The organism is Terrabacter terrigena (assembly GCF_042676085.1).
In the GTDB taxonomy this organism is placed as follows: domain Bacteria; phylum Actinomycetota; class Actinomycetes; order Actinomycetales; family Dermatophilaceae; genus Terrabacter; species Terrabacter terrigena.
In genome coordinates this window covers 245,386-268,478 of sequence record NZ_JBHTKH010000001.1, presented here as the reverse complement: position 1 = coordinate 268,478, position 23,093 = coordinate 245,386, and the positions used below count along the sequence as shown (strand labels likewise).

The 23,093-nt window shown below is 72.2% G+C and carries 23 protein-coding genes and 2 tRNA genes; 17 read left to right on the top strand and 8 right to left on the bottom strand.

Features of this window, described 5'->3' with window-relative positions:
* The first annotated feature begins 55 nt into the window (after nt 1-55).
* On the top strand, nt 56-613 hold the full coding sequence (locus ACFQ2V_RS01240) for a TetR family transcriptional regulator (protein WP_386050089.1): 558 nt from the start codon (nt 56-58) through the stop codon (nt 611-613).
* Between the two features lie 163 nt (nt 614-776).
* Here ACFQ2V_RS01240 and ACFQ2V_RS01235 read toward each other — a convergent pair whose 3' ends face one another.
* Entirely contained in the window at nt 777-1,703 is a 927-nt protein-coding gene (locus tag ACFQ2V_RS01235; protein WP_386050088.1) for a 3-methyladenine DNA glycosylase, read from the bottom strand.
* A gap of 29 nt (nt 1,704-1,732) precedes the next feature.
* Between ACFQ2V_RS01235 and ACFQ2V_RS01230 the strand changes: the two genes are divergently transcribed.
* From ACFQ2V_RS01230 to ACFQ2V_RS01195, 8 genes are all read left to right on the top strand, one after another.
* A complete protein-coding gene (locus tag ACFQ2V_RS01230) occupies nt 1,733-3,205 on the top strand; it encodes a SagB/ThcOx family dehydrogenase (RefSeq protein WP_386050087.1) in 1,473 nt (490 codons plus the stop codon).
* Nucleotides 3,206-3,241: 36 nt separating this feature from the next.
* Nucleotides 3,242-4,786 (top strand): phospholipase D family protein, encoded by a 1,545-nt coding sequence (locus ACFQ2V_RS01225; protein WP_386050086.1) that lies wholly within the window; start codon nt 3,242-3,244, stop codon nt 4,784-4,786.
* Between the two features lie 96 nt (nt 4,787-4,882).
* The gene (locus tag ACFQ2V_RS01220; RefSeq protein ID WP_386050085.1) at nt 4,883-5,662 is read left to right on the top strand and encodes a fumarylacetoacetate hydrolase family protein; all 780 of its coding nucleotides are present in this window, start codon (nt 4,883-4,885) and stop codon (nt 5,660-5,662) included.
* A 226-nt stretch (nt 5,663-5,888) separates the two neighbouring features.
* Nucleotides 5,889-7,328: a glutamate--tRNA ligase gene (gltX, locus tag ACFQ2V_RS01215; protein ID WP_386051023.1), complete on the top strand. Its 1,440-nt coding sequence runs from the start codon at nt 5,889-5,891 to the stop codon at nt 7,326-7,328.
* Nucleotides 7,329-7,332: 4 nt separating this feature from the next.
* On the top strand, nt 7,333-8,007 hold the full coding sequence (locus ACFQ2V_RS01210) for a GNAT family N-acetyltransferase (protein ID WP_386050084.1): 675 nt from the start codon (nt 7,333-7,335) through the stop codon (nt 8,005-8,007).
* On the top strand, nt 8,004-8,756 hold the full coding sequence (locus ACFQ2V_RS01205; protein ID WP_386050083.1) for an HAD family hydrolase: 753 nt from the start codon (nt 8,004-8,006) through the stop codon (nt 8,754-8,756). Before ACFQ2V_RS01210 ends, ACFQ2V_RS01205 begins: the two co-directional genes overlap by 4 nt.
* A gap of 57 nt (nt 8,757-8,813) precedes the next feature.
* Nucleotides 8,814-8,885: transfer RNA gene (locus ACFQ2V_RS01200), tRNA-Gln, on the top strand.
* Nucleotides 8,886-8,976: 91 nt separating this feature from the next.
* A tRNA-Glu gene (locus ACFQ2V_RS01195) sits at nt 8,977-9,049 on the top strand.
* 77 nt (nt 9,050-9,126) lie between these two features.
* Here the strand turns inward: ACFQ2V_RS01195 and ACFQ2V_RS01190 are convergent.
* Nucleotides 9,127-9,747 (bottom strand): MerR family transcriptional regulator, encoded by a 621-nt coding sequence (locus ACFQ2V_RS01190; protein ID WP_386050081.1) that lies wholly within the window; start codon nt 9,745-9,747, stop codon nt 9,127-9,129.
* Between the two features lie 72 nt (nt 9,748-9,819).
* Here ACFQ2V_RS01190 and ACFQ2V_RS01185 point away from each other — a divergent pair, with 72 nt between their 5' ends.
* Nucleotides 9,820-10,326 carry a DUF4188 domain-containing protein gene (locus tag ACFQ2V_RS01185; protein ID WP_386050080.1) on the top strand — a complete coding sequence of 169 codons (507 nt, stop codon included), beginning with the start codon at nt 9,820-9,822 and terminating at the stop codon, nt 10,324-10,326.
* Nucleotide 10,327: 1 nt separating this feature from the next.
* Here the strand turns inward: ACFQ2V_RS01185 and fgd are convergent, their stop codons facing one another.
* The 3 genes from fgd to ACFQ2V_RS01170 all read right to left on the bottom strand — a co-directional run bounded on the left by fgd (nt 10,328) and on the right by ACFQ2V_RS01170 (nt 13,348).
* Nucleotides 10,328-11,335, bottom strand: a complete 1,008-nt coding sequence (gene fgd, locus ACFQ2V_RS01180) for a glucose-6-phosphate dehydrogenase (coenzyme-F420) (RefSeq protein ID WP_386050079.1) — start codon at nt 11,333-11,335, stop codon at nt 10,328-10,330.
* A gap of 65 nt (nt 11,336-11,400) precedes the next feature.
* Nucleotides 11,401-12,393, bottom strand: a complete 993-nt coding sequence (locus ACFQ2V_RS01175; RefSeq protein WP_386050078.1) for a L,D-transpeptidase family protein — start codon at nt 12,391-12,393, stop codon at nt 11,401-11,403.
* A gap of 202 nt (nt 12,394-12,595) precedes the next feature.
* A complete protein-coding gene (locus ACFQ2V_RS01170) occupies nt 12,596-13,348 on the bottom strand; it encodes an IclR family transcriptional regulator (protein WP_045191628.1) in 753 nt (250 codons plus the stop codon).
* Between the two features lie 153 nt (nt 13,349-13,501).
* Between ACFQ2V_RS01170 and leuC the strand changes: the two genes are divergently transcribed.
* The 3 genes from leuC to ACFQ2V_RS01155 all read left to right on the top strand — a co-directional run bounded on the left by leuC (nt 13,502) and on the right by ACFQ2V_RS01155 (nt 16,637).
* Nucleotides 13,502-14,944, top strand: coding sequence for a 3-isopropylmalate dehydratase large subunit (gene leuC, locus ACFQ2V_RS01165; protein WP_386050077.1), 1,443 nt, complete (start codon nt 13,502-13,504; stop codon nt 14,942-14,944).
* A gap of 3 nt (nt 14,945-14,947) precedes the next feature.
* Nucleotides 14,948-15,541: a 3-isopropylmalate dehydratase small subunit gene (leuD, locus tag ACFQ2V_RS01160; protein WP_386050076.1), complete on the top strand. Its 594-nt coding sequence runs from the start codon at nt 14,948-14,950 to the stop codon at nt 15,539-15,541.
* A 286-nt stretch (nt 15,542-15,827) separates the two neighbouring features.
* Nucleotides 15,828-16,637 (top strand): HU family DNA-binding protein, encoded by an 810-nt coding sequence (locus tag ACFQ2V_RS01155; protein ID WP_386050075.1) that lies wholly within the window; start codon nt 15,828-15,830, stop codon nt 16,635-16,637.
* A gap of 80 nt (nt 16,638-16,717) precedes the next feature.
* Here ACFQ2V_RS01155 and cofC read toward each other — a convergent pair whose 3' ends face one another.
* Entirely contained in the window at nt 16,718-17,599 is an 882-nt protein-coding gene (cofC, locus tag ACFQ2V_RS01150; protein WP_386050074.1) for a 2-phospho-L-lactate guanylyltransferase, read from the bottom strand.
* A gap of 114 nt (nt 17,600-17,713) precedes the next feature.
* On the opposite strand from cofC, the gene ACFQ2V_RS01145 reads away from it, so the two are divergent.
* From ACFQ2V_RS01145 to ACFQ2V_RS01135, 3 genes are all read left to right on the top strand, one after another.
* Nucleotides 17,714-18,520, top strand: a complete 807-nt coding sequence (locus ACFQ2V_RS01145; RefSeq protein ID WP_386050073.1) for a lysophospholipid acyltransferase family protein — start codon at nt 17,714-17,716, stop codon at nt 18,518-18,520.
* A complete protein-coding gene (locus tag ACFQ2V_RS01140) occupies nt 18,517-19,521 on the top strand; it encodes an NAD(P)H-dependent glycerol-3-phosphate dehydrogenase (RefSeq protein WP_386050072.1) in 1,005 nt (334 codons plus the stop codon). The genes ACFQ2V_RS01145 and ACFQ2V_RS01140 overlap by 4 nt, the downstream gene beginning before the upstream one ends.
* Nucleotides 19,522-19,634: 113 nt before the next feature.
* Nucleotides 19,635-20,207 carry a DinB family protein gene (locus tag ACFQ2V_RS01135; protein ID WP_386050071.1) on the top strand — a complete coding sequence of 191 codons (573 nt, stop codon included), beginning with the start codon at nt 19,635-19,637 and terminating at the stop codon, nt 20,205-20,207.
* 55 nt (nt 20,208-20,262) lie between these two features.
* On the opposite strand, the gene ACFQ2V_RS01130 is transcribed toward ACFQ2V_RS01135, so the two are convergent.
* A complete protein-coding gene (locus tag ACFQ2V_RS01130; protein ID WP_386050070.1) occupies nt 20,263-21,348 on the bottom strand; it encodes a trans-sulfuration enzyme family protein in 1,086 nt (361 codons plus the stop codon).
* 49 nt (nt 21,349-21,397) lie between these two features.
* Here ACFQ2V_RS01130 and ACFQ2V_RS01125 point away from each other — a divergent pair, with 49 nt between their 5' ends.
* Nucleotides 21,398-22,534, top strand: a complete 1,137-nt coding sequence (locus ACFQ2V_RS01125; RefSeq protein ID WP_386050069.1) for a D-alanine--D-alanine ligase family protein — start codon at nt 21,398-21,400, stop codon at nt 22,532-22,534.
* A 107-nt stretch (nt 22,535-22,641) separates the two neighbouring features.
* On the opposite strand, the gene ACFQ2V_RS01120 is transcribed toward ACFQ2V_RS01125, so the two are convergent.
* The gene (locus ACFQ2V_RS01120) at nt 22,642-23,037 is read right to left on the bottom strand and encodes a DUF3515 family protein (protein ID WP_386050068.1); all 396 of its coding nucleotides are present in this window, start codon (nt 23,035-23,037) and stop codon (nt 22,642-22,644) included.
* Nucleotides 23,038-23,093 lie beyond the last annotated feature (56 nt).

Genomic DNA, 23,093 nt, shown 5'->3' with positions numbered 1-23,093 from the left:
TCGGCTGTCAACGCGGGTCCGTGGTGCGGCCCGCTCGCCGAGGACGGGGGATCGCGTGGCGCTCAGCCGGGAGCAGGTCGTCGCGACGGCCGTCGACCTGCTGCGCCGCTACGGCTTGGGCGACCTGTCGATGCGGCGGCTGGCGCGAGAGCTGGGCGTGGCGCCCGGGGCCCTCTACTGGCACGTCGCGAACAAGCAGGAGCTGCTCGTGGAGGTGGCCGACGTGCTGCTCGCCGAGATCCCGCCGGTGCCGACCGACCGGCCCGCGCCCGAGGCCCTCGCTGGGCTCGCCGTCGCGATCCGGGAGGCCCTGGTCCAGGTGCCCGACGCCGCCGACGTCGTCGGCCTGGCGTATGCCGTCGAGCCGGGTGCCGCACGTGCACTGCGCGACCTAGCGCGGCTGGTCCACGAGGCCGGCGCGACGGCCTCCGAGCGCGACGACGTGGCGGTCCTGGTCGTCCATCACATCCTGGGTTCCGTTGCAGCACAACAGAACCGGGCGCTCGCAGCTCACATCGACCCCGAGCTGCCGGCGCCCGACTCAACCTCGGAGGCCAAGGCGTTCGAGGTCGGTCTGGCCGTCATCGTGCGGGGCCTCGGCGCCGCGACCTGACGTCGACGGGCGCGAAAGTGCTGGGCGGCCCAGGCCCCGCCCAGCACCACCCCCGAGGGGTGGCATCGCCGGCGCGCGTGCCGTGGAACCTTCGCCGACATCCATCAGAGTGGCTCATCCCCGCGGTGATACGTGCGAAAACGAGGAACTTGGGACGCCCCTCTCACGGGCTGGTCACGGCAGGCTCGCGAGCGACGAGGCGGTCGACGACCTCGACGAGGCGCTGCCTGAGCGCCTGGCCCCGCACCGAGAAGGCACGCTGCTCGGCGGCGTACTGCGCCTTGCCCTCGGGCGTCTCGATGCGCACCGGCTCGTAGCCGAGCTCGCGCAGGTCGTACGGTGCCGCGCGCATGTCGAGGGAGCGGATGTCGCGGGCCAGCTCGAAACAGTCCATGACGAGGTCGCTCGACACCGCGGGGACGAGCTTGTGCGCCCACTTGTAGAGGTCCATGCCGGCGTGGAGGCAGCCGGGCTGCTCGAGGTCGGCCTGGCTCTCGCGGGTCGGCCGCAGGGCGTTGCGCTGCACGGCCTCGGAGGTGAAGAAGCGGTACGCGTCGAAGTGCGAGCACGCGATCTGGTGGCTCTCGACGACGGCGTCGGTGCCCTCGGCCCCGAGCCGAAGCGGCCAGCCCGAGTGGCGCACGTCCGTGGCGCCCAGCCGGTACACCATGGCCCACTCGTGGAGGCCGAAGCAGCCGAAGCGTGCCGGCCGGCCGGCGGTGCGCTCGAGCAGGTCGCGCACGAAGCGCAGCGTGTCGCCGCGCGCGGCCACGAACGCGTCGCCGTCGAGCCGCGCGTGGTCGCCGTCGACGACGTAGAACCGCCAGTCGCGGTGCGGCGCGCGCACCCCGCCGGCCAGGGCGACCCCGGCGCCCGGGTGCCAGCGGCGCAGCTGGGCGGGCTTGTAGGAGTAGTAGGTGAAGAGGAAGTCCTCCACGGGGTGCTTCCGGTGGTCGCGCCGGCGCTCGAGGTGCGCGGAGGTGGCCGCCGCGACCCGCGTCTCGTGGGTCGCGGTGCGCTCACGCCACTCCGGCTCACCCAGCACCCGCACCCCACGAGGGTAGGTGATGGCGCGCGGCAGACCTGCCACGCGCGGACGCGCCGGAGCAGGATGGGCCCATGGCTCCGGACGCCGAACGGCCCACCCACCTGCTGCACCGGCTCACCTGCTACTCCCACGAGCGCGAGTGGACCGAGGTGCCCGACGACGACCGCCTCGTGCAGGACCTCGTGCCGAACGACCTGACCCGGCGCCCTGCCTGGTACAAGGCCTACGACGACGACCTGCAGCGCACGCTCCTGCCGCAGGAGCTGCCCGCCGCCACGGCGCCGGCCACCGCCGTGCTCGCCGGCACCGCCGCCGTGACCACCAGCCGCCTCGACCTCGCCGGCCTCGCGCGACTGCTCTACCTGTCGTCGGGCGTGACGCGCCGCACGCAGCGACCCGATGGCCTCTTCCTCTTCCGGGCCTCCGGCTCGGCCGGAGCACGCTTCCCCCTGGAGCTCTACGTCGCGGTGCCGCGCGGGGTCGACCGCGACGTCCTCGCCGGCGACGTGGCGCCGGGGCTGCACTGGTACGACCCGGAGGCGCACGCCCTCGTCACGGTCGGCCCGCCGCCTTCCGGCGACGCGCCGACGGTCGTCGTCACCGGTGTCCCGTGGCGCACCGGGTGGCGTTACCGCGAACGGGGGTTCCGCCACATCTACTGGGACGCCGGCACGATGCTGGCCCAGCTGCTCGCCCTGGCTGACGGCGCCGGCGTGCCCGCCCGGCTGTTCACGACGTTCGCCGACCGTGAGGTCGCAGCCCTCGTGGGTGCCGACGGCGTCAGGGAGTTCCCGGTCGCGCTCGTGGCCCTCGGCCCCGGCGCGCCGGGCATCCATCCGACCGGCGACGCGCTCAGCGGCCACCACGACTCCGACGGTCTCGAGTTCCCGCTCGTGACGCAGGCCCAGCGGGCGGGTGAGCGCAGCGAGCTCGGTGCCGAGATCGACCGCGGCGGTCCGACCGACCTCTCGCACCGCGGCTCGAGTCCCGCCATCGACGCGGTCGTCGCGAGCAAGGGCTCGATCCGGCGCCTCCACGCCGACCGGACCCTGCCACGCGACGTGTTCCACGACGCGATGCACACCGCCCTGCGCGGAGTCACCGTCCCGCACTGGGTCGGGGTGAGCGGCGTCGAGGGCGTGCCGACCGGGGTCGCCCGCTGGCCCGACGTCGACGCCCCGCAGCGGCCACTCGGGGAGCTGCAGGTGCGCGATGAGCTGTTCGGCGCCGCCCTCGAGCAGGGACTCGCGCACGATGCCGCCTTCGTCGCCATGAGCGGCACGCGGCTCGCCGACCTCGACGACCACGACTACCGCGACGCCCAGCTGCTCGCGGGTCTCGTGGAGGGCCGGCTGCACCTCATGGCGTACGCGTTGGGCGCGGCCGCGTCGGGCATGACGTTCCGCGACTCAGACCTCGCGGGCCTCCTCGGGGAGGACGTCGCGGGTCTGCTGTGGACGTGCGTCGGCGTGCCGGAGTACCGCACGCGCCGCAGCGGCGCACCCGGCTCCCCGGCCGACGTCACCATCCTCTGGCCGCGCTGACCTCGCCGCGCCCGCGCCACGGCATACGCTCGGTCCGTGGTCGCCGACGAGTGGTTCCTCACAGCCCACGAACGGGGCAACCCGTGGACGCGCCTCGATGCGCGCCATCCCGGCGGCCGCGCCTGGAGCGAGGGCAACTCGGTGACACCGCTGATCCACGGCAAGGCGTACTTCGCGGCGCTCACCGAACGGGTTGCGGCGATGCGTTCCGGGGACCTGCTGCTGTTCGTCGACTGGCGCGGTGACCCCGACGAGCGGTTGACGGAAGAGCCGGGCAGTGAGGTTGCCCGGCTCTTCGCCGACGCCGCTCGGCGCGGGGTCGACGTGCGCGGGCTGGTCTGGCGATCGCACTGGGACCGGCTGGCGTTCTCCGCCGACGAGAACCGCCACCTGGGCGAGCACGTCAACGCGGCCGGCGGTGAGTGCTACCTCGACATGCGGGTGCGCCTCGGTGGCTCCCACCACCAGAAGTTCGTCGTCCTGCGGCACCCCGGCAGGCCGGAGCTCGACATCGCGTTCCTCGGCGGCATCGACCTGTGCCACAGCCGCCGCGACGACGCCGACCACGCCGGCGACCCGCAGCCGCAGTCCATGGCCGGCGTCTACGGCTCGCGACCCCCGTGGCACGACGTCCAGCTCGCGCTGACCGGCCCGGTCGTGGGTGACGTCGAGACGGTCTTCCGCGAGCGGTGGGACGACCCGCACGCGCTCACCCGATCGCCCGTCCGACTGGCGTTCGACGCCGCGCGCGGCGACCGGCCGCGCCGCCGCCCCCTGCCGCCGCAGTCGCCCGACCCCGCCCCGACGGGCGACCATCCGGTCCAGCTGCTGCGCACCTACGGTCGTCGTCTCGGTGGCTACCCGTTCGCACCACGCGGGGAGAGGAGCGTGGCGCGTGGCTACGCCAAGGCGCTCTCCAGGGCCAGGCACCTGGTCTACGTCGAGGACCAGTACCTGTGGTCCGCCGAGGTCTGCGCGCTCCTCGTCGCGACCCTGCGACGGGCGCCTGACCTGCGTCTCGTCGCCGTCCTCCCGCACCAGCCCGACCAGGACGGCGCCGTGAGCCGCGCTCCCAACCTCGTGAGCCGGGCGCGGCTTCTCGACGAGCTGCACGCGGCCGCTCCCGGGCGGGTCGGCGTGTACGGCATCGAGAACCCGGCCGGCACGCCCGTCTACGTCCACGCCAAGGTGTGCGTCGTGGACGACGAGTGGGTCACGGTCGGCTCCGACAACCTCAACCGGCGCTCGTGGACCCACGACTCCGAGCTGTCCGCGGCCGTGGTGCACCGGGACTTCGCCCGCGGGCTGCGCCAGGAGCTCGCCCGCGAGCACCTCGGCACCGGCGGCCAGCTGGCCCTCGAGGACCACTTCGACGCGTACGCCGCGAGTGCCCACGCCCTGGAGTCCTGGCGGCAGGGCGCCGACGCCGGCACACCAGCGACCCGACCGCCGGGCCGGCTGCGTCCGCTCGACGACCCGGAGCAGAGCCGGCTCACCCGCCTGTGGGCCGACCCGCTCTACCGCCTCGTCTACGACCCCGACGGGCGGCCACTCGACCTGCGCCTGCGGCGCACCTTCTGACCTCGACCCGTCGACGACCGCGAGCGGGGGCGGGCCCGGTCGGATGACGGTCGGACGCGGTCGGTGCCCGCCTGGCCCTGTGGCTAGGGTGGGGCCGTGCGCATCGCGAGGTACACGACCGGGGACGACCCGGCATACGGCATCGTCCAGGGCGACCCGGGCAGCGAGGTCATCACGCCGCTCGCGGGTGATCCGCTCTACGTGGGCCTGCAGCCCAGCGGGCAGCCTCCCGTCATGCTCGAGGACGTCCGCCTCCTCGCGCCCGTCATCCCGCGCTCCAAGGTGGTGGCCATCGGCAAGAACTACGCCGACCACGCCAAGGAGATGGGTGGCGAGGCGCCGGCCGAGCCGATGATGTTCTTCAAGCCGAACACCGCCGTCATCGGGCCGTTCGACCCGGTGGTGCTGCCGGCCGGCAGCGGCGAGGTCTCCTACGAGGGTGAGCTGGCCGTCGTCATCAAGACGATCACGAAGGGCGTCAAGGCCGAGAACGCCACGGAGTGCATCTACGGCTACACCATCGCCAACGACGTCACGGCCCGCGACTGGCAGCGCACCGACGGGCAGTGGGCCCGGGCCAAGGGCTTCGACACGAGCTGCCCCCTCGGCCCGTGGGTCGAGACCGAGCTCGACCCGACCGACCTGTCCATCGTCACGACGCTCGACGGCGACGTGAAGCAGGACGGCACGACCGCGGACATGATCCACGGCATCGCGAAGATCATCGAGTACGCCTCTGCCGCCTTCACGCTGCTTCCCGGCGACGTCATCCTGACCGGCACCCCGGCCGGCGTCGGGCTCGTCGAGGCCGGCCAGCAGGTGACGGTCGAGATCGGTGGCATTGGGTCCCTGACCAACACCTTCGTCAGGCGCTGACCGCCGAGGCGGCCCGACTCGCTGCGGCCACTAGGCTGTTCGCACCATGAGCGACAACACAGCAGGTATGCCGTCCAGTTCCCTCCCCGGGTCCGACTCGGGTGACGTGCAGGTCGAGGTGCGCGGGGCAGGGCAGCCCCGGCGCAGCACGTCCGACGGCAGCGGCCCGGTGCGCACCCGCGTCGCGCCGAGCCCGACCGGCGACCCGCACGTCGGCACCGCGTACATGTCGCTCTTCAACCTCGCCTTCACGCGCCAGCAGGGTGGGCAGTTCGTCCTGCGCGTGGAGGACACCGACCGCGCCCGGTTCCGCGAGGACTCCGAGGCCCAGCTCTACGACACCCTCGCGTGGCTCGGGCTGCACTGGGACGAGGGCCCCGACATCGGTGGGCCGTTCGCGCCCTACCGCCAGAGCGAGCGGCTCGACACCTACCGCCCGTACGTCGACCGGCTCATCGCCGACGGGCACGCCTACCACTGCTGGTGCTCCAAGGAGCGCCTCGACCAGATGCGCGAGATCCAGCAGAAGACCAAGCAGCCCACCGGCTACGACCGCCTCTGCGTCGGCAAGACCCGCGAGGAGCGCGCCGAGCTGCCCGGCTTCACCGAGACGCCGGTCGTACGCATGCTCGTGCCCGACGACGTGCCGCTCGTCTTCGACGACGTCATCCGCGGCAAGGTGTCGGCGCCCCGACCCGACGACCAGGTGATCCTCAAGGCCGACGGGTTCCCGACCTACCACCTGGCCGTCGTCGTCGACGACCACGAGATGGGCATCACCCACGTCGTGCGTGGCGAGGAGTGGATCAGCTCGACGCCGAAGCACGTCCTGCTCTACCGCTGGCTGGGGCTCGAGCCGCCGCAGTTCGCCCACATGCCGCTGCTGCGCAACACCGACAAGTCCAAGATCTCCAAGCGCAAGAACCCTGCCGCCCGCCTCACGTGGTTCCGCGAGCAGGGCTACCTGCCCGAGGCACTCGTGAACTTCCTTGCGCTGCTGGCCTATCCGCCGCAGCAGGACGCTGAGGGCGCCGACGTCGAGGTCTTCACGTTCGAGGAGTTCAGCCGCACGTTCGACTGGGCGAAGGTCAACCCCATCGGGCCGATCTTCGACCTCAAGAAGCTCGAGTGGCTCAACGGCGTCCACATCCGCGCTCTCGAGGTGGGCGAGTTCGCGAGCCGGCTGCTGCCCTACCTCGTGGAGGCCGGCATCCTCGGTGAGACCCAGTCGCTCGGCGAGCTCGCGCGACTCAAGGCCGTCGCCGAGCTCATCCAGACCCGCATGGCGCTGCTCACCGAGGCGCCGGCCCTCGTCGGCCCGTTCTTCGTCGCCGACGACCAGCTCGAGATCCACGACGACGCCAGGGGCCAGCTCAAGGACGACGCGGGCGAGGTGCTCGACGCGGCGCTGCGCGTCCTCGGCGACATCGACGACCACGGTGAGGGCGTCCTCGGCACCGGCAGCGCCTGGAACGCCGCCGCCATCGAGGAGGCGCTGCGCACGGCGATCGTCGAGGGTCTCGGCATCAAGCCGCGCTTCGCGTTCGGCCCGCTGCGCACCGCGGTGTCGGGTCAGCGCATCTCGCCGCCGCTCTTCGAGTCCATGGAGATCCTCGGCAAGACGTCGACGCTGAACCGCCTGCGATCGCTCCGCGACTCGCTCTGAGGACGTGTCCGGAACCCACGTGGACGACCACGGCACCACTCGCGTCTGGCCGCTGCACGGCATCCGGCTGCGCACGACCGACCTCGACCTCCGGGTCATGACGGAGGGCGACCTGTCGGTCCTGGCGCGTGTCCTGCCGGCCGACCTCGAGCTCAACCCGCACGCCACGAGGTATGCCGGTCTCGACGACCCCGCGAACCGCCGCGCCGTGCTGGCCCAGGGGTACTGGCGCGCGCTCGGCATGTGGTCGCCCGACGACTGGGCGCTGCCGTTCGTCGCGCGCTCCGCCGGGGAGTGCGTCGGTGTCCAGTGGCTGGAGGGCCCCGACTGGACGTCCGAGCGCATCGTCGACTCGTCCAGCTGGCTCGTCGCCACGGCGCGGGGCAGGGGGCTGGGCAAGCAGATGCGGGCCGCGGTGCTGGCCCTGGCGTTCGGACACCTGGGCGCCGTCGCCGCGGTCAGCTCGGCCGTCGTGGGCAACGGTGGCTCCCTCGGGGTCTCGCGGGCACTGGGCTACCGCGACACGCATCGCACGGTTCTCGAGCACTCGGGGGAGACCTTGCAGCACGTGCGTCTGGAGGCTCCGGCCTGGTCGGCCTCGGGCCTCGCGCACGACGTCGTCGTCGACGGCGTGCCGCCCGCGCTCCCACTGTTCGGCCTGGGGCAGGGCGGCCGGTGAACGGCACACGCCTCGAGGCGGTCCTCGAAGACGTGAGGGCGGTGCTGCTCGACGTCGACGACACCATCGTCGACACCCAGGAGGCGATGGTCACGGCGGGCACCCGGGCGGCGGCCGCGATCTGGCCGCACCGCACCGACGACCACCGGGCCATGGCCCAGCGCTACTACGACGACCCCGGGCGGTGGTTTCCCCGTTACGCCTCCGGCGAGGTGGCCTTCGATGACATGCGTGCAGGGCGGCTCGCCGAGGTCGCGACGGCCTACGGGCTCGAGGTCCCGGCAGACGCCCACCGGTCGTTCGAGGACGCCTACGCCCCGGCCTTCCGCGGCGCGCAGCGGCTCTTCCCCGACGTGCCCGAGCTGCTCGAGGCGGCCGACCGGCTCGGCCTGCCCGTGGCCCTGCTCACCAACTCCGCCCTGGCGCCCACCCGGGTCAAGCTGGAGGTCCTCGACCTGGCCGACCGCTTCGACGTGGTCGTCACCACCGACACCCTGGGCTTCGGCAAGCCCGACCGTCGTGTCTACGTCGAGGCCTGCCGCCTCATGGGCGTCGAGCCGGCGCAGGTCGTGTGCGTGGGCGACAGCCTGGAGTGGGACGTCCTGGGGGCCCAGGCGGCCGGGCTGCGCGCCGTGTGGCTCGACCGGGCAGGTCGGGGCACCACGGAACAGGTCGCCTCGGTGCGGCGTCTCGACGAGCTCGCGGCCGCGCTCGACCACCGATTTGGGCCTCCGGTCACGGACCGGTAGTATTCCCATTCGGTTCACCCCGTACCGGCCGCGAGGCAGGCTCGGAGTGAAACCCCTTGGGGTATGGTGTAATTGGCAACACTACGGTTTCTGGTTCCGTCATTCTAGGTTCGAGTCCTGGTACCCCAGCTCCGGCTCACGGCAACGTGAGCCGATTCGGAGAAATCCAAGCCACACGGTAAGGTTTCTTCTCGTGCCGAGCTCGCTCGGCACCGCTCACGGCCCCGTTGTGTAGCGGCCTAGCACGCCGCCCTCTCAAGGCGGTAGCGCGGGTTCGAATCCCGTCGGGGCTACGTGATGCTCGAGAGAGCAGGAGAAGACCCCGGTCCACACGGACCGGGGTCTTCTGCTTCTCCCGGGTCGTCCGTCGTCACTCCGTCGACCCGGCACCGAACCGTTCGGCGCTCACGGCCTCCTGGGCGACCCGGCGCAGGGCCAGCAGCACCGGGTCGGTCAGGACGTTGCCGACGATCGCGTAGCGCAGGGCCTCGCCGGCCGACACCTCGCCGAGCTCGGCGACGACGTCGGTCTGCGCCACCTCGAGCATGGCGCCCAGCCACCGCGAGAGGGTGGCCGGGTCGATGGTCCAGCCGCTCGCGGCCGCGGCGGTCAGCGCATGGGCCAGCTGCAGGCTCGCGGGAGAGTGGTCGCACCCAGGCAGCCCCAGGGCCTCCAGCTGCGCCAGCGCATCCGCCGTCGGCGCGGTCGTCGCCGGGTGTGGCCTCAGTGCCTCGTGGGCTGCCCCCAACAGTTCGTGGCGACCCGCGGGAGGTGCGTCGATGGCGCGCACCACCTCACGCACCTGCTCGAGCGACAGGCGACCGACGTCGACGAGCGTACGCACGAGGCGGACGCGCTCGAGGTGGGAGTCGTCGTAGGCCGCGCGGGTGGCGCCCTGCAGCTCGCCGGCATGAAGCAGTCCCTCGCGCAGGTAGTACTTGAGCGTGGGGATGGTGACGCCGCTGCGTTCGGACAGCTCCGAGATGCGCACTGAACAACCTCCTTGACTTTGGATAGTCTGACTCTCCAGACTTGGATAGTCCAACTATCCGAAAGGCGTGTCGTGACCGGTTTCTCGCACTCCACCCACACCCACGACGGCGACCTCGCCGTCTTCCTCATCGGCATGCGCGTCAACCAGCCGTGGCGCCCCGACCTGTGGCTGCCGGTGTTCGGCGCCATGCCCCGCATGATCGCCGAGCTGTACGCGGCCAAGGCGCACGCAGTCCGCGGCGAGGGCCCCGACCTCGGCTTCCTCGAGGCGCGCACCCTCGTCGGGGCGCGGGGCCCCACCGTGGTGCAGTACTGGCGCGACGTCGAGTCCATCTACGCCTACGCGAACGACCCCGAGCGTCGACACCGGCCCGCCCGGACCGCGTTCTACCGGCGCAGTCGCAGGGCCGCCGGCGCGGTCGGGGTCTGGCACGAGACGTACGCCGTCCCGGCCGGCGCGCACGAGAGCCTCTACCTCGGGATGCCGCCCACCGGGCTCGGCAAGGCCTTCGGCACGACCGAGGAGCGGGCCCACCGTCGCCACGCCCGGCTCACGCGTCGGGCGGCAGCGAGCTAGGTCAGCCCAGCTCGCGCAGCCCCGGCAGGACGTCGGCCGAGAACTGCTCGAGGAAGCGGGCCTGGTCGTGGCCGGGCGCGTGGAAGACGACGTGGTCGAAGCCCCAGTCGACGTACTGGCGCACCGCGTCGACGGCCTCCTGGGGGTCACTCGTCACGATCCACCGCTCGGCGATCTCCTCGTCGCTCAGCTCGTCGGCGAGCCGTTCCATCTCCACCGGGTCGTCCACGCCGTGCTTCTGCTCGGCGCTCAGGGACAGCGGCGCCCAGAACCGCACGTTGTGCAGCGCCTGGTCGGGGTCGCGGTCGTAGGAGAGCTTGATCTCGATCATCTTGTCGATGTCGTCGCGCGTGCGGCCCGACTTCGCCAGCCCCTCGTCGACGGCCGGGAGGAGCTTGTCCTCGTACAGCTCGCGGCCCTTGCCCGACGTGCAGATGAACCCGTCTCCGGACCGACCGGCATACCTCGCGACGAGGGGGCCACCCGCGGCCACGTAGACGGGGATCGGCTGCTCAGGGCGGTCGTAGACCGTCGCGGCGTGGGTGCGGTAGTACTCGCCCTCGAACTCGACCCGGTCCTCGGTCCACAGCCGGCGCATGAGGGTCACGGCCTCGCGCAGCCGCGCGAAGCGCTCCTTGAACTCGGGCCACGGCGAACCGGCCGCGCCGACCGCGACCTCGTTGAGCGCCTCGCCCGTGCCGATACCGAGGACGATGCGTCCGGGGTTGAGGGCGCCGAGCGTCCCGAACGCCTGGGCCACGACCGCCGGGTTGTAGCGGAACGTGGGGGTCATGACGGAGGTGCCGAGCTGGATGCGCTCGGTGCGCTCACCGGCGGCCGCCAGCCACGACATCGCGAACGGCGCGTGCCCGTCCTGGTGGCGCCAGGGCTGGAAGTGGTCGGAGATGAAGACCGAGTCGAGCCCGACCTCCTCGGCCTGCGCGGCATACGTCACGAGGTCACGCGGACCGAACTGCTCCGCTGACGCCTTCCAACCAACCTTGAGCACGCTGACTCCTCTGGGGCCTGGGGGAGTGGACCTCGCCAGCCTACGGCCGCGCGCTCAGCCGCCGGTCACCAGTGCACGACCACCGTGTCGCCGATGCGCACCTCGTTGTACAGCTGGACCAGTCGGGGCTTGTTGCGCACGTTGACGCAGCCGTGGGAGGCGCCCGAGTAGCCGAGGCGCGCGAAGTTCGACGAGTAGTGCACCGCCTGGCCGCCCGAGAAGAACATCGAGTAGGGCATCGGCGTGTGGTAGAGGTTCGAGATGACGTCGATCTTCTTCTTGTAGACCGAGAAGACACCCTCGCGCGTGGGCAGCTCGTCACTGCCGAACCGCACGTCGAAGCCGTACTGCGGCACCCCGTCGACGACCCAGGTCAGGCGCCTGGTCGACTTGCTGACGCACATGACGCGGCCGGTCATGCAGCGCTCGTCGACGTCCCACGACAGGCTTTCGGGCTTGGGCTCGGCCGGCTTCGACTGGATGTTGGCCAGCTCGTCGGAGGTCGGCCGGTGGCTCATCGAGACGAGCTTGTCCCACGTGCGGTCGTCGAGGTCACCGGTCGCGTCGTAGCCGCGCTTGGCCTGGAAGCCCCGCATGGCCTCCTTCGTCTGCTGGTCGTAGCGGTCGTTGACATCGCCGGAGAACCACCCGATCTGGCGCAGCCGGGCCTGCAGCGAGCGCACCTTCGCGCCGGTGTCGCCTGGCCTGAGCATGACCACCGGCGCCGGTTCGGGCTTCGTCTCCGGAGTCGATGGTGCCGGTGCCGGTGTCGGGGCCGGCACCGGTGCCTCGGTGGTCGCCACGGGCGAGGGAGTGGCGCGCGGGGTGGGGGTCTGGGTCGATGTCTGGGACGGGGCCTCGGAGGGAGCCTCCGATGGAGCCTCTGGGGGAGCCTCGGTCACCGGGTCGACGGTCTGGCCGACGTGGGTCGCTGCTGCGTCGGGGCTGGCGCTCGACGTGCACGCCGCCGAGCCGGCGACGAGCGCGAGGGCCCCCGTCAGGACGAGGGCGCGGCGCAGGCCGCCTCTGGACCGGACCGGTGAGCTGGCTGCCTGCATCGTGACCCCTTGTTCAACATGGTTCGTCATGCGACGTGCCGTGCCTCGTTGCACTGCACTGAGGGTGACGCGGACACCCCCCGGAAGGTTGTCCGACAGGAGCGTGTGACAGCGATCGTGACCGATCCGTTGCGCAATGCCCGTTCGCCCTCCGGCCACTGCCCGTCCGGCAGGGCTGGGGGTCTCCGGGGCCGGGGCGGGCTCAGGCGTTCTGCTGCTGCTGTTGCTGCTGCTGCATCGCGTGGTGGCGGCGGAGCACCTCGGTGAGCTTGTTCGCCCCGGCGACGACCGTGGCGGCGTGCAGGCGACCGGGCTGACGCGACAGGCGCTCGATCGGGCCCGAGATCGACACCGCGGCGACGACGCGACCCGACGGACCGCGTACGGGGGCGGACACGGAGGCGACGCCCGCCTCGCGCTCGGCCACGCTCTGGGCCCAGCCGCGGCGGCGCACGCCCGACAGGGCGGTCGCGGTGAAGGCTGCGCCCTGCAGGCCGCGGTGGAGCCGGTCGGGCTCCTCCCAGGCGAGGAGCACCTGGGCCGCCGAGCCGGCGAGCATCGAGAGCGTCGCGCCGACCGGGATCGAGTCGCGTAGGCCCACGGGGCGCTCGGCAGCAGCAACGCAGATGCGCTGGTCCCCCTGGCGGCGGAAGAGCTGGGCGCTCTCGTTCGTGTGGTCGCGAAGCGCCCCGAGCACCGGACCGGCCGCAGCGAGGAGGCGGTCCTCGCCGGCCGCCGAGGCGAGCTCGCCGAGACGCGGGCCGAGCACGAAGCGGCCCTGCATGTCTCGTGAGACGAGCCGGTGGTGCTCGAGCGCCACGGCCAGACGGTGGGCCGTGGGGCGCGCGAGTCCCGTGGCTCCGACGAGCTGGGCGAGGGTGGCAGGGCCTGCCTCGAGGGCGCCGAGCACCGTGGCGGCCTTGTCGAGAACACCGACCCCTGAAGAGTTGTCCATGCACTGATATTGACGTCTCAGGCACTGAGACGTCAATCCGTTGGCACCATAAAAGGTTCAGTCTTGCCGAAGAGCGATGTCGCGACCCGGTCCTCGATGGCGCACGCGCTCGGCACCAGCACACGTCGTCGCGGAGGGAAGTCAGAGGGAGACATGGCAGGGACACTGGCCGAGAAGGTCTGGGACGCACACGTCGTCCGTCGCGCCGAGGGGGAGCCCGACCTCCTCTACATCGACCTCCACCTGCTCCACGAGGTCACCAGCCCCCAGGCCTTCGACGGTCTCCGCCTCGCCGGCCGGCCCGTGCGCCGGCCCGACCTCACGCTGGCCACCGAGGACCACAACGTCCCCACGACGCCGGGCCCGATCACCGACCCCGTCTCGAAGGTCCAGGTCGAGACCCTCCGCCGCAACTGCGACGAGTTCGGCGTGCGCCTCTACCCGATGGGCGACGCAGACCAGGGCATCGTCCACGTCGTCGGCCCGCAGCTCGGGCTGACGCAGCCCGGCATGACCGTCGTCTGCGGCGACAGCCACACCTCGACCCACGGCGCGTTCGGCGCGCTCGCGTTCGGCATCGGCACCTCCGAGGTCGAGCACGTGCTCGCCACGCAGACGCTGCCGCTCAAGCCGTTCAAGACCCTTGCCGTCAACGTGCGAGGCGCCCTCCCCGACGGCGTCACCGCCAAGGACATCGTGCTGGCCGTCATCGCGAAGATCGGCACCGGCGGCGGACAGGGCTACGTCATCGAGTACCGCGGTGAGGCCATCGAGGCCCTGTCGATGGAAGCGCGGATGACGGTCTGCAACATGTCGATCGAGGCCGGCGCCCGCGCCGGCATGATCGCCCCCGACGAGACGACCTTCGACTACCTCAAGGGTCGTCCGCACGCGCCCACCGGTGCCGACTGGGACGCCGCGGTCGCCGACTGGACCGCCCTGCGCACCGACGACGACGCCGTCTTCGACGCCGAGGTCGAGCTCGACGCGACGCAGCTGACGCCGTTCGTCACGTGGGGCACCAACCCGGGTCAGGGTCTGCCGCTGTCCGAGTCGGTGCCCGACCCCGAGTCCTTCGCCGACGAGAGCGACCGCGTCGCCGCGGCGAACGCCCTCGCCTACATGGGGCTCGAGCCCGGCACGCCGCTGCGCGACATCAAGGTCGACACCGTCTTCGTCGGCTCGTGCACCAACGGCCGCATCGAGGACCTCCGCGCCGCCGCGGCCGTCGTCCAGGGCCACCGGGTCGCCGACGGCGTCCGCATGCTCGTCGTGCCGGGCTCGGCGAAGGTGCGCCTCCAGGCCGAGTCCGAAGGGCTCGACAAGGTGTTCACCGAGGCCGGTGCCGAGTGGCGCCTGCCGGGCTGCTCGATGTGCCTCGGCATGAACCCCGACACGCTCGCTCCCGGCGAGCGCAGCGCCTCGACGTCCAACCGCAACTTCGAGGGACGGCAGGGCAAGGGCGGCCGCACGCACCTCGTGAGCCCCCTCGTGGCGGCGGCCACCGCAGTGCTCGGCACGCTCTCGAGCCCCGCCGACCTGCAGGCCACGGGCAGCAGCGCCCCGTTGGCGTCCGCGACGACCGGAGAGGCCTGAGCCATGGAGAAGTTCGAGACCCACACGGGCGTCGGCGTGCCGCTGCGCCGCAGCAACGTCGACACCGACCAGATCATCCCGGCCGAGTACCTCAAGCGCGTCACGCGCACCGGCTTCGAGGACGGCCTCTTCGCCGCATGGCGCAAGGACGAGTCGTTCGTCCTCAACAACCCGGTGTACGCCGACGGCTCGGTCCTCGTCGCCGGCCCCGACTTCGGCACGGGCTCGAGCCGCGAGCACGCCGTCTGGGCCCTGATGAACTACGGCTTCCGCGTCGTCATCAGCTCGCGCTTCGCCGACATCTTCCGCGGCAACAGCGGCAAGCAGGGGCTGCTCACGGCGATCGTCGCGCAGGACGACGTCGAGCTCATCTGGAAGTACCTCGAGAACAACCCCGGCGCCGAGATCGCGGTCGACCTCGTGGGCCGCACGGTCCACGCCGGCGAGATCGTCGCGCCCTTCGAGATCGACGACTACACCCGGTGGCGGCTGCTGGAGGGCCTCGACGACATCGGGCTGACCCTGCGACACGAAGATCTTGTCACCGAATTCGAGTCACGTCGGCCCGGCCACAAGCCGGTGACCACCCCGGCCTGAGCCAGGCCCGGGCGGCTGCCCCTGGCGGCAGTGAAGGATGCGGATCCCATTGCAACACAATGGGATCCGCTTTCCTCTGCCCCTCGAGGACAATCCCTCGGAAACCCGGGTCGGGGCCTCTGGGTGCTCGGACAAGGCGTCAAACTCCTTGCGACACAACGAAAAACCCCCCATTTGGTGATGGACGCGGCCCGTCGAGTCGTCCTAACGTCAGGAGGTAGCCGGACCGGTTCCGGACGCACATCGTCGGGTCGCCTGACACCGACAGTCCTCTGGAGGGGAAGACGTGAACAAGGCAGAACTGATCGACGCGCTCGAGACGAAGCTCGGCAGCAAGAAGGTCGCCTCCGACGCGCTGGAGGCCTTCCTCGACGTCGTCATCCGCGAGGTGGCCAAGGGTGGCAAGGTCGGCATCACCGGCTTCGGCACCTTCGAGCGGGCCGACCGCGCCGCGCGCACCGGCCGCAACCCCAAGACGGGGGCGACCGTGCGGATCAAGAAGACCCGCGTTCCCAAGTTCCGCTCGGGCACCAACTTCAAGGAAGTGGTCTCCGGCGCCAAGAAGCTCTCCAAGACCGAGTCGGCCGCCACCCGTGCCTCGGCGGGGTCGTCCGTCGCCGCTGCGCCGGTCAGGACCACCGCCAAGAAGGCGACGACGAAGAGGGCCGCGACCAAGGCCGCTCCGGCGAAGGCCGCCGCGAAGCGCACGACGACGAAGGCCGCTGCCACCAAGGCGGCTCCGGCGAAGCGCGCCACCGCCACGAAGGCCGCCGCCACCAGAGCCGCCGCGACGACCACGCGCAAGACGGCCACCAAGGCCGCTCCGGCGAAGGCCGCCGCGAAGCGGACGACCACGAAGGCAGCCGCGACCAAGGCGGCTCCGGCGAAGCGCGCCACCGCCACGAGGGCCGCCACCTCCAAGACCGGCGCCACCAAGGCCGCCACCACCAAGGCCGCCACCACCAAGGCCGCCGCGACGACGGCCACGCGCAAGACGGCCACCAAGGCCGCTCCGGCGAAGGCCGCCGCGAAGCGGACGACGTCGAAGGCCGCACCCGCGCGCAAGGCGACGGCTCGCAAGACCGCCTCCAGGTGATCGCCCCGGCCGTCGACACGCCCTGACGGCCACGCGAGGCGACGTGGGCCCGACCGACATCCGGTCGGGCCCACAGCGTGTCAGTGGATGGGCTGGCCGGTCCCGATGCCCACGATGCGCATCGACACGACGACGTCGTCGACGACGTCGACGGTGAGGCGCTGGCCGGTGCGAAGCAGCCGCAGCCCGCTCGCCTCGAAGGCCGAAGCCTCGAAGGCCAGCTCGACGCCGTCGTCGCGCAGGACGCTGCCGGTGTGCGTGTCGGGGTCGAAGCGGTGGACCGAGGCCTGCATGCTCCTGATCCAACCAGACGCACGGTTCTCGAGGACCGCCTGCGTCGCGGGCCCGAGACCGAGTCGGCGCGCCCGGGCCAGGCTGCGGGCGTCGTCGACGTCGGTGCGGAGGCGGGGGAGCGGGAGATCGAGCCGCACGGCGCCGTCGGCTGCATGACGGGACGCGCTGTCGGCGCCGAAGTGTGGCGTGAAGGCGCGGCCGCAGCGCAGCACCGTTCCCGTGCCGTCACGGTCGGGGACGAACGACTCGGCCACGTCGTCGGCCCGGGCGAGCGCGCTGCGCAACGACGCGGCGTCCAGCGCCGGGAGGTCACCGAGCAGGGCGGCCACCCGCACGCCGGCCCCGGCCTGCCGCATACCTGCGGAGACGGCGTCGTTGAGACCGCTGCCGGGGTCGTCGACGACGGTCACCCCCCTGGCGCGCCAGGCGAGGGCCAGGGGCTCGTCGTTGGTCACGAGCACGACGTGTCGGGCACCCACCGCCTCGACGGTGGCGGTGAGGGTGTCGTGCGCGATGGCACCACTGAGGACCGCCCGGTCCGAGCCGACCGCGCGGGCCAGACGGGACTTCCCGTGACGGGTGTCCTTGACGGGGACGACGACGACCCACTCGCCTGACGACACGGAAGGCGGGGTGGGCTCGGGGTGCGCGTTCGGGGAGGTCGGCATGCTGCCGATATCGTCCCACTCGCCGTCGCGCTGCTCGACACCGCGCCGTGACGTGGACAAGATGAAGCCCTGCCACGTCGACCGGCGTGCGCACGACGAGGAGGACGTGACAACGTGACTGCCGGCGCACGCAAGAGGCGGCTGCCCTGGGCCTACCGACTCGTGGCACTGCTTCTCCGGCCGCTCCTCATGGGCCTGACGAAGCGCGACTGGCGCGGTCTCGAGAACCTGCCGGCCGAGGGCGGCTTCGTGGTCTCGCCCAACCACATCTCGTACGCCGACCCGCTCGTCTTCGCCCACTTCATGTACGACAGCGGCCGCGAGGCGTACTTCCTCGGCAAGGACAGCCTCTTCACCATCCCCGTCGTGGGCTGGCTGCTGAAGCAGAGCGGCCAGATCCCGGTCTACCGCAACTCGGTCGCGGCTGCCGGGGCCTACCGGGCTGCCGTCGAGGGCGTGCGGTCGGGCAAGCCGCTCGGCATCTTCCCCGAGGGCACCATCACCCGCGACCCCGACCTGTGGCCGATGCGGGGCAAGACCGGTGCGGCGCGGGTCGCGCTCGAGACGCGCTGCCCGCTGATCCCGGTGGCGCAGTGGGGCGCCCAGGAGATCCTCTCTCCCTACGGCCACCGTCCCTCGCTGTTCCCGCGCAAGACGATGCACATGTATGCCGGTCCGCCCGTCGATCTGTCCGACCTCTACGACCGCCCCATCGACACCAAGGTGCTCCGCGAGGCCACCGACCGGCTGATGGACCGCATCACCGGGCTGCTCGAGGAGATCCGGGAGGAGAAGCGGCCGGTGGAGCGCTTCGACCCTCGCACGCACGGGGTTCCCGACATCGGCGACCCCATGAAGCACCACGAGATCGGCCGCCACAAGAAGCACGGCGGTCGACACGGCGACGGGGCGCCCTCGTGACAGCTGCGCGCGTGGCCGTCATGGGCAGCGGCAACTGGGGCACCGCCTTCGGGGCGATCCTCGCCGACGCCGGTTGCGACGTGACCATGTGGGCCCGCCGCGCCGAGGTCGCCGATGCGATCAACGGCGGCCGCAACGAGGCCTACCTGCCCGAGCTCGCGCTGCCACAGTCGGTCCGGGCCACCACCGATCCGGTCGAGGCGCTCGACCGCGCCGACGTCGTCGTGGTCGCGGTGCCCTCGCAGACCCTGCGCGCCAACCTCTCGGACTGGGGTGCCTCCATCCCGTCGAGCGCGCCGGTGGTCTCGCTCATGAAGGGCGTCGAGCTCGGCACCACGCTGCGGATGAGCCAGGTCATCGCCGAGGCCGCCGAGGTCGAGCACAACCGCATCGTGGTCGTGTCGGGCCCCAACCTCGCGCCCGAGATCGCCCGCAGGCAGCCGGCGGCGGGCGTCGTCGCCTGCACCGACATGGAGGCGGCCGAGCGCGTGGCGAGCGCCTGCGCCACGCCGTACTTCCGGCCCTACACCGACACCGACGTCATCGGGGCCGAGGTGTGCGGCGCCACGAAGAACGTCGTCGCACTGGCGTCGGGCATGGCCGAGGGGATGGGCTTCGGCGACAACACCAAGGCGACGATCATCACCCGGGGGCTCGCCGAGACGACCCGCCTCGGACTCGCCCTGGGCGCCCACCCACAGACCTTCATGGGGCTCGCCGGCGTCGGCGACCTCATCGCCACGTGCATGTCGCCGCTGTCGCGCAACCACTCCTTCGGCGTGCGACTCGGGCGCGGCATGACCGTCGACGAGGCGACAGCCGAGCTGCGCACGACGACCGAGGGCGTCAAGTCCTGCCAGTCGATCCTGACGCTGGCGCAGCAGCACGACGTCGTCATGCCGATCTGCGAGCAGGTCGTCGCCGTGATCCGCGACGGCCACTCGGCGAGTGAGGTCGGGCCCCGCCTCATGTCGCGCGACCTCAAGGCCGAGAAGCACTGACCACCATCGGATCCGCCCGACCCGCCCTGACCCCCGCCCCTCCCCGAGAGCGTCGACCCCTCGGCCGCGGAAACCCGGTGGCCGTCACGAGCTGGGCGGACGAGCATGGCGGGATGAGCGAGCAGCCCACCCGATGGACCAGCGCCACCGTCTACCCCGACATGTGGACCGACCCCGACGACGACCCCCGCAACACCGACGGCGCGAGTCCGGACGGCGAGCTCGCCACCCTGCAGGACTACCTGAGGGACTACCGGCTCACCCTCCTGATGAAGTGCGAAGGGCTCGACGCCCAGCAGCTGGCCAGACGCTCGGTGCCGCCCTCGTCGATGTCGCTGCTCGGGCTGGTGCGTCACCTCGCGGAGGTGGAGCGGGACTGGCGCAGCTGGATCACCACCGACGGGCCGCTGCCCAAGCTCTACCCCGACACCGACGCCAGCTCGGACGGCGACTTCGACGGTGCCGTCGGCGAGCCGGCGGTCGTGGACGCGGCCTACGCAGACCTGGCGCGAGAGCAGTCCGAGACCGACGCCGCGCTCGCCGCCCACCCCGACCTCGGCCAGCGCCTCGGCAAGAGCAGGATCGCCGTGCGTGAGCTGATGGTGCACCGCATCGAGGAGTACGCCAGGCACTGCGGCCACGCCGACCTGCTGCGTGAGTGCGTCGACGGCCGAGTCGGGCAGTGACCGTCAGCCGGGCTGCCTCACACCGGCGCCCTTCGCCCGCGGGCAGGGCTCGATGTCAGATCGCGCGCAGCGCCTGGTCGAGGTCGGCCCACAGGTCGTCGACGTGCTCGATGCCGACCGAGAGGCGCAGGAGGTTGGGCGGCACCTGCTCGGACTCGGACGGGTGTCGTCGGCGCCGTTCGACCTGGGACTCGACGCCGCCGAGGCTCGTCGAGTGCAGCCACAGGCGTGTGGCGCTGCACACGCGCTCGGCGGCCTCGGCGTCGCCCGCCACGTCGATCGACAGGATCGCCCCCACGCCGGGGTAGCGCACGCGCTCCACGCCCGGGTGGTCGGCGAGGCGGCGGGCGAGCTCGGCGGCGCTGGCGCTCGCCCGCTCGAAGCGGACCGAAAGGGTGCGCAGGCCGCGCAGGGCGAGGAACACCTCGAGCGGGCCGGCGATCGCGCCGTGCAGGGTGCGGTGGCGGAACAGCCGCTCGCCGATGCTGCGTCCCCGCTCGGTGTCGGCGACCACGGTGGCGCCGAGCACGACGTCGCTGTGGCCGGAGAGGTACTTGGTCACCGAGTGCACGACGACGTCGGCGCCGAGCGTGAGCGGCCGGCAGAGCAGGGGAGTCGACAGGGTGTTGTCGACGACGCTCGTCACGCCGAGCTCGCGAGCCCGGCCGAGCACGACCTCCAGCTCCGTGACGTCCATGAGCGGGTTGGTCGGTGACTCGAGCCACAGCAGGTCGGCCGACTCCAGCGCGGCCAGGAAGCGTGCCGTGTCGGTGGCGTGGATGCGTACGACCGTGCCTCCCGCCTTCTCGTGGGCGACGAGCAGGTCGCCGGTGCCGTTGTAGGTGGTGTCGGGCGCCACGACCGTGCCCCCGGGGGGCAGCAGCGAGAGCGCGGCCGAGATCGCGCCCATCCCCGAGGCGTGCACCAGCGCGCGACCACCCTCGAGCCCGCCGAGGGCCTCCTCGAAGGCGTTCCACGTCGGGTTGCCCGAGCGGGCGTAGTTGACGTCACCGTCGGCGGCATACGTCGAGGTGAGCTCGACCGGGACGTTCGCCGACGACCCGGGGGAGCGCTCGGGACGCCCCGCCGCCACGACGAAGGTCTCGACGTGCAGGAGCTCCGGATCTGCTTCGCTGGCCATCCGTTCAGCGTACGAGTGGCCCCCTGGCGTCGGGATAGAGTCTCGTCTGATGACCACGGACCAGCCCCAGCCCGAGCAGCAGAGCCGCCCCCGCGTCGCCATCGTCTTCGGGGGTCGCTCCTCGGAGCACGCCGTCTCCTGCGCGACCGCAGCCGGCGTGCTGCGCGCCATCGACCGCAGCAAGTACGACGTCGTGCCGATCGGCATCGCACGTGACGGGCAGTGGGTGCTCGCCGCCGACGACCCCACACGCTTCGAGCTGACCGCGGGCCGCACGCCCGAGGTCGAGGCGAGCCCCGCCCACGTCGTGCTGCCGCTCTCGACGCGCGAGACGTCGCTCACGGTGCTCGAGTCGGGCCAGCCGCCGCGCGAGCTCGGGCAGGTCGACGTCGTCTTCCCGCTGCTGCACGGCCCGTTCGGCGAGGACGGCACCCTCCAGGGCTTCCTCGACCTCTCCGACGTCCGCTACGTCGGCTCCGGCGTCTTCGCCTCGGCCGCGGGCATGGACAAGCACTACATGAAGGTGGTCTTCGCGGGGCACGGCCTTCCCGTAGGGCCGTATGCCGTCGTCACCGACCGCGCGTGGCGCTCCGACAAGGCGGCAGCGATGGACGCCTGCGCCGGACTGGCCTACCCGCTCTTCGTCAAGCCCGCCCGCGCCGGGTCGTCGATGGGCATCACCCGCGTCGACGACCCCGCCGACCTCGAGGCGGCCATCGAGGTGGCGCGCGAGCACGACCCCAAGGTCATCGTCGAGGCCGGCATCGCCGGCCGCGAGATCGAGTGCGCCGTCCTCGAGGGCCACGGCACCTCCGGGCCGCGCACGTCGGAGGTCGGCGAGATCCAGGTCCACGACAACCACGCCTTCTACGACTTCGAGGCCAAGTACCTCGCCGAGGCCGACGTCGACCTCAGCTGCCCGGCCGACGTGCCCGAGCAGGTCTCGAAGGAGGTCCAGCGGCTCGCGGCGGAGGCCTTCGAGGCGCTCGGGTGCGAGGGACTCGCCCGTGTGGACTGCTTCTACACCGACGACGGCCGGGTCGTCATCAACGAGATCAACACCATGCCGGGCTTCACCCCGACCTCGATGTACCCGCGGATGTGGGCCGCCTCGGGCCTCGACTACCCCGACCTCATCGACGAGCTGCTCTCGCTCGCCCTCGAGCGGCGCACCGGCCTGCGCTGACCCGCCGGCGCTCTTCAGGGCGTCGTGCGCGGTCGCAGCCGTCGTCTGCGCGCGCTCCGGCCACCGCAGCCCGGGGGCGCGCACGACGGGCGGGACGGCACACGCCGTCAGCTGCAGTGGCGTCCGGTCTCGGGGAGGGTCTTGGCGACGGCGGTGAAGGCGGGGAGCAGGAGCGGCACCGCGCCGTAGCTGGCGGGGGCGAGCACCTCGATCGCGGGGTCGCGGCCGTAGGTCGTGGCCGCCGACCCGTCGCTCAGCGGGCGCACGACCCAGTCGACGCCGTCGACCGTGACGCAGTCGTCGGTCGTGGGGGCGAGCGGGTCGAGCCCGCACCGGGCGATGATCGCCGGATCGCCCCAGGCGGCGACGGAGCCGTCGTCGGGCTGCGTCGCCACGCGGGGGTGGCCACTGACGTCTGCCGGCCACTGCGCCGAGGCGCACACCGGTGCGGACGCCTGCGCGGCGAGGGCCACCTCGGGCGCACGGTTGCAGGCGGACAGCACGACGGCGGCGCCCAGGAGCGCCGCCGTCGTCGCGAGCAGACGTCTGGTCAGAGGAC

Excerpts from the sequence above, each read along its gene's own strand:
- ACFQ2V_RS01230 (WP_386050087.1), top strand. The coding sequence starts at position 1,733 with ATGGCTCCGGACGCCGAACGGCCCACCCACCTGCTGCACCGGCTCACC.
- ACFQ2V_RS01170 (WP_045191628.1), bottom strand. The coding sequence starts at position 13,348 with ATGGACAACTCTTCAGGGGTCGGTGTTCTCGACAAGGCCGCCACGGTG.
- leuD (WP_386050076.1), top strand. The coding sequence starts at position 14,948 with ATGGAGAAGTTCGAGACCCACACGGGCGTCGGCGTGCCGCTGCGCCGC.
- leuC (WP_386050077.1), top strand. The coding sequence starts at position 13,502 with ATGGCAGGGACACTGGCCGAGAAGGTCTGGGACGCACACGTCGTCCGT.
- ACFQ2V_RS01125 (WP_386050069.1), top strand. The coding sequence starts at position 21,398 with ATGACCACGGACCAGCCCCAGCCCGAGCAGCAGAGCCGCCCCCGCGTC.
- ACFQ2V_RS01175 (WP_386050078.1), bottom strand. The coding sequence starts at position 12,393 with ATGCAGGCAGCCAGCTCACCGGTCCGGTCCAGAGGCGGCCTGCGCCGC.
- cofC (WP_386050074.1), bottom strand. The coding sequence starts at position 17,599 with ATGCCGACCTCCCCGAACGCGCACCCCGAGCCCACCCCGCCTTCCGTG.
- gltX (WP_386051023.1), top strand. The coding sequence starts at position 5,889 with ATGTCGCTCTTCAACCTCGCCTTCACGCGCCAGCAGGGTGGGCAGTTC.
- ACFQ2V_RS01130 (WP_386050070.1), bottom strand. The coding sequence starts at position 21,348 with ATGGCCAGCGAAGCAGATCCGGAGCTCCTGCACGTCGAGACCTTCGTC.
- ACFQ2V_RS01135 (WP_386050071.1), top strand. The coding sequence starts at position 19,635 with ATGAGCGAGCAGCCCACCCGATGGACCAGCGCCACCGTCTACCCCGAC.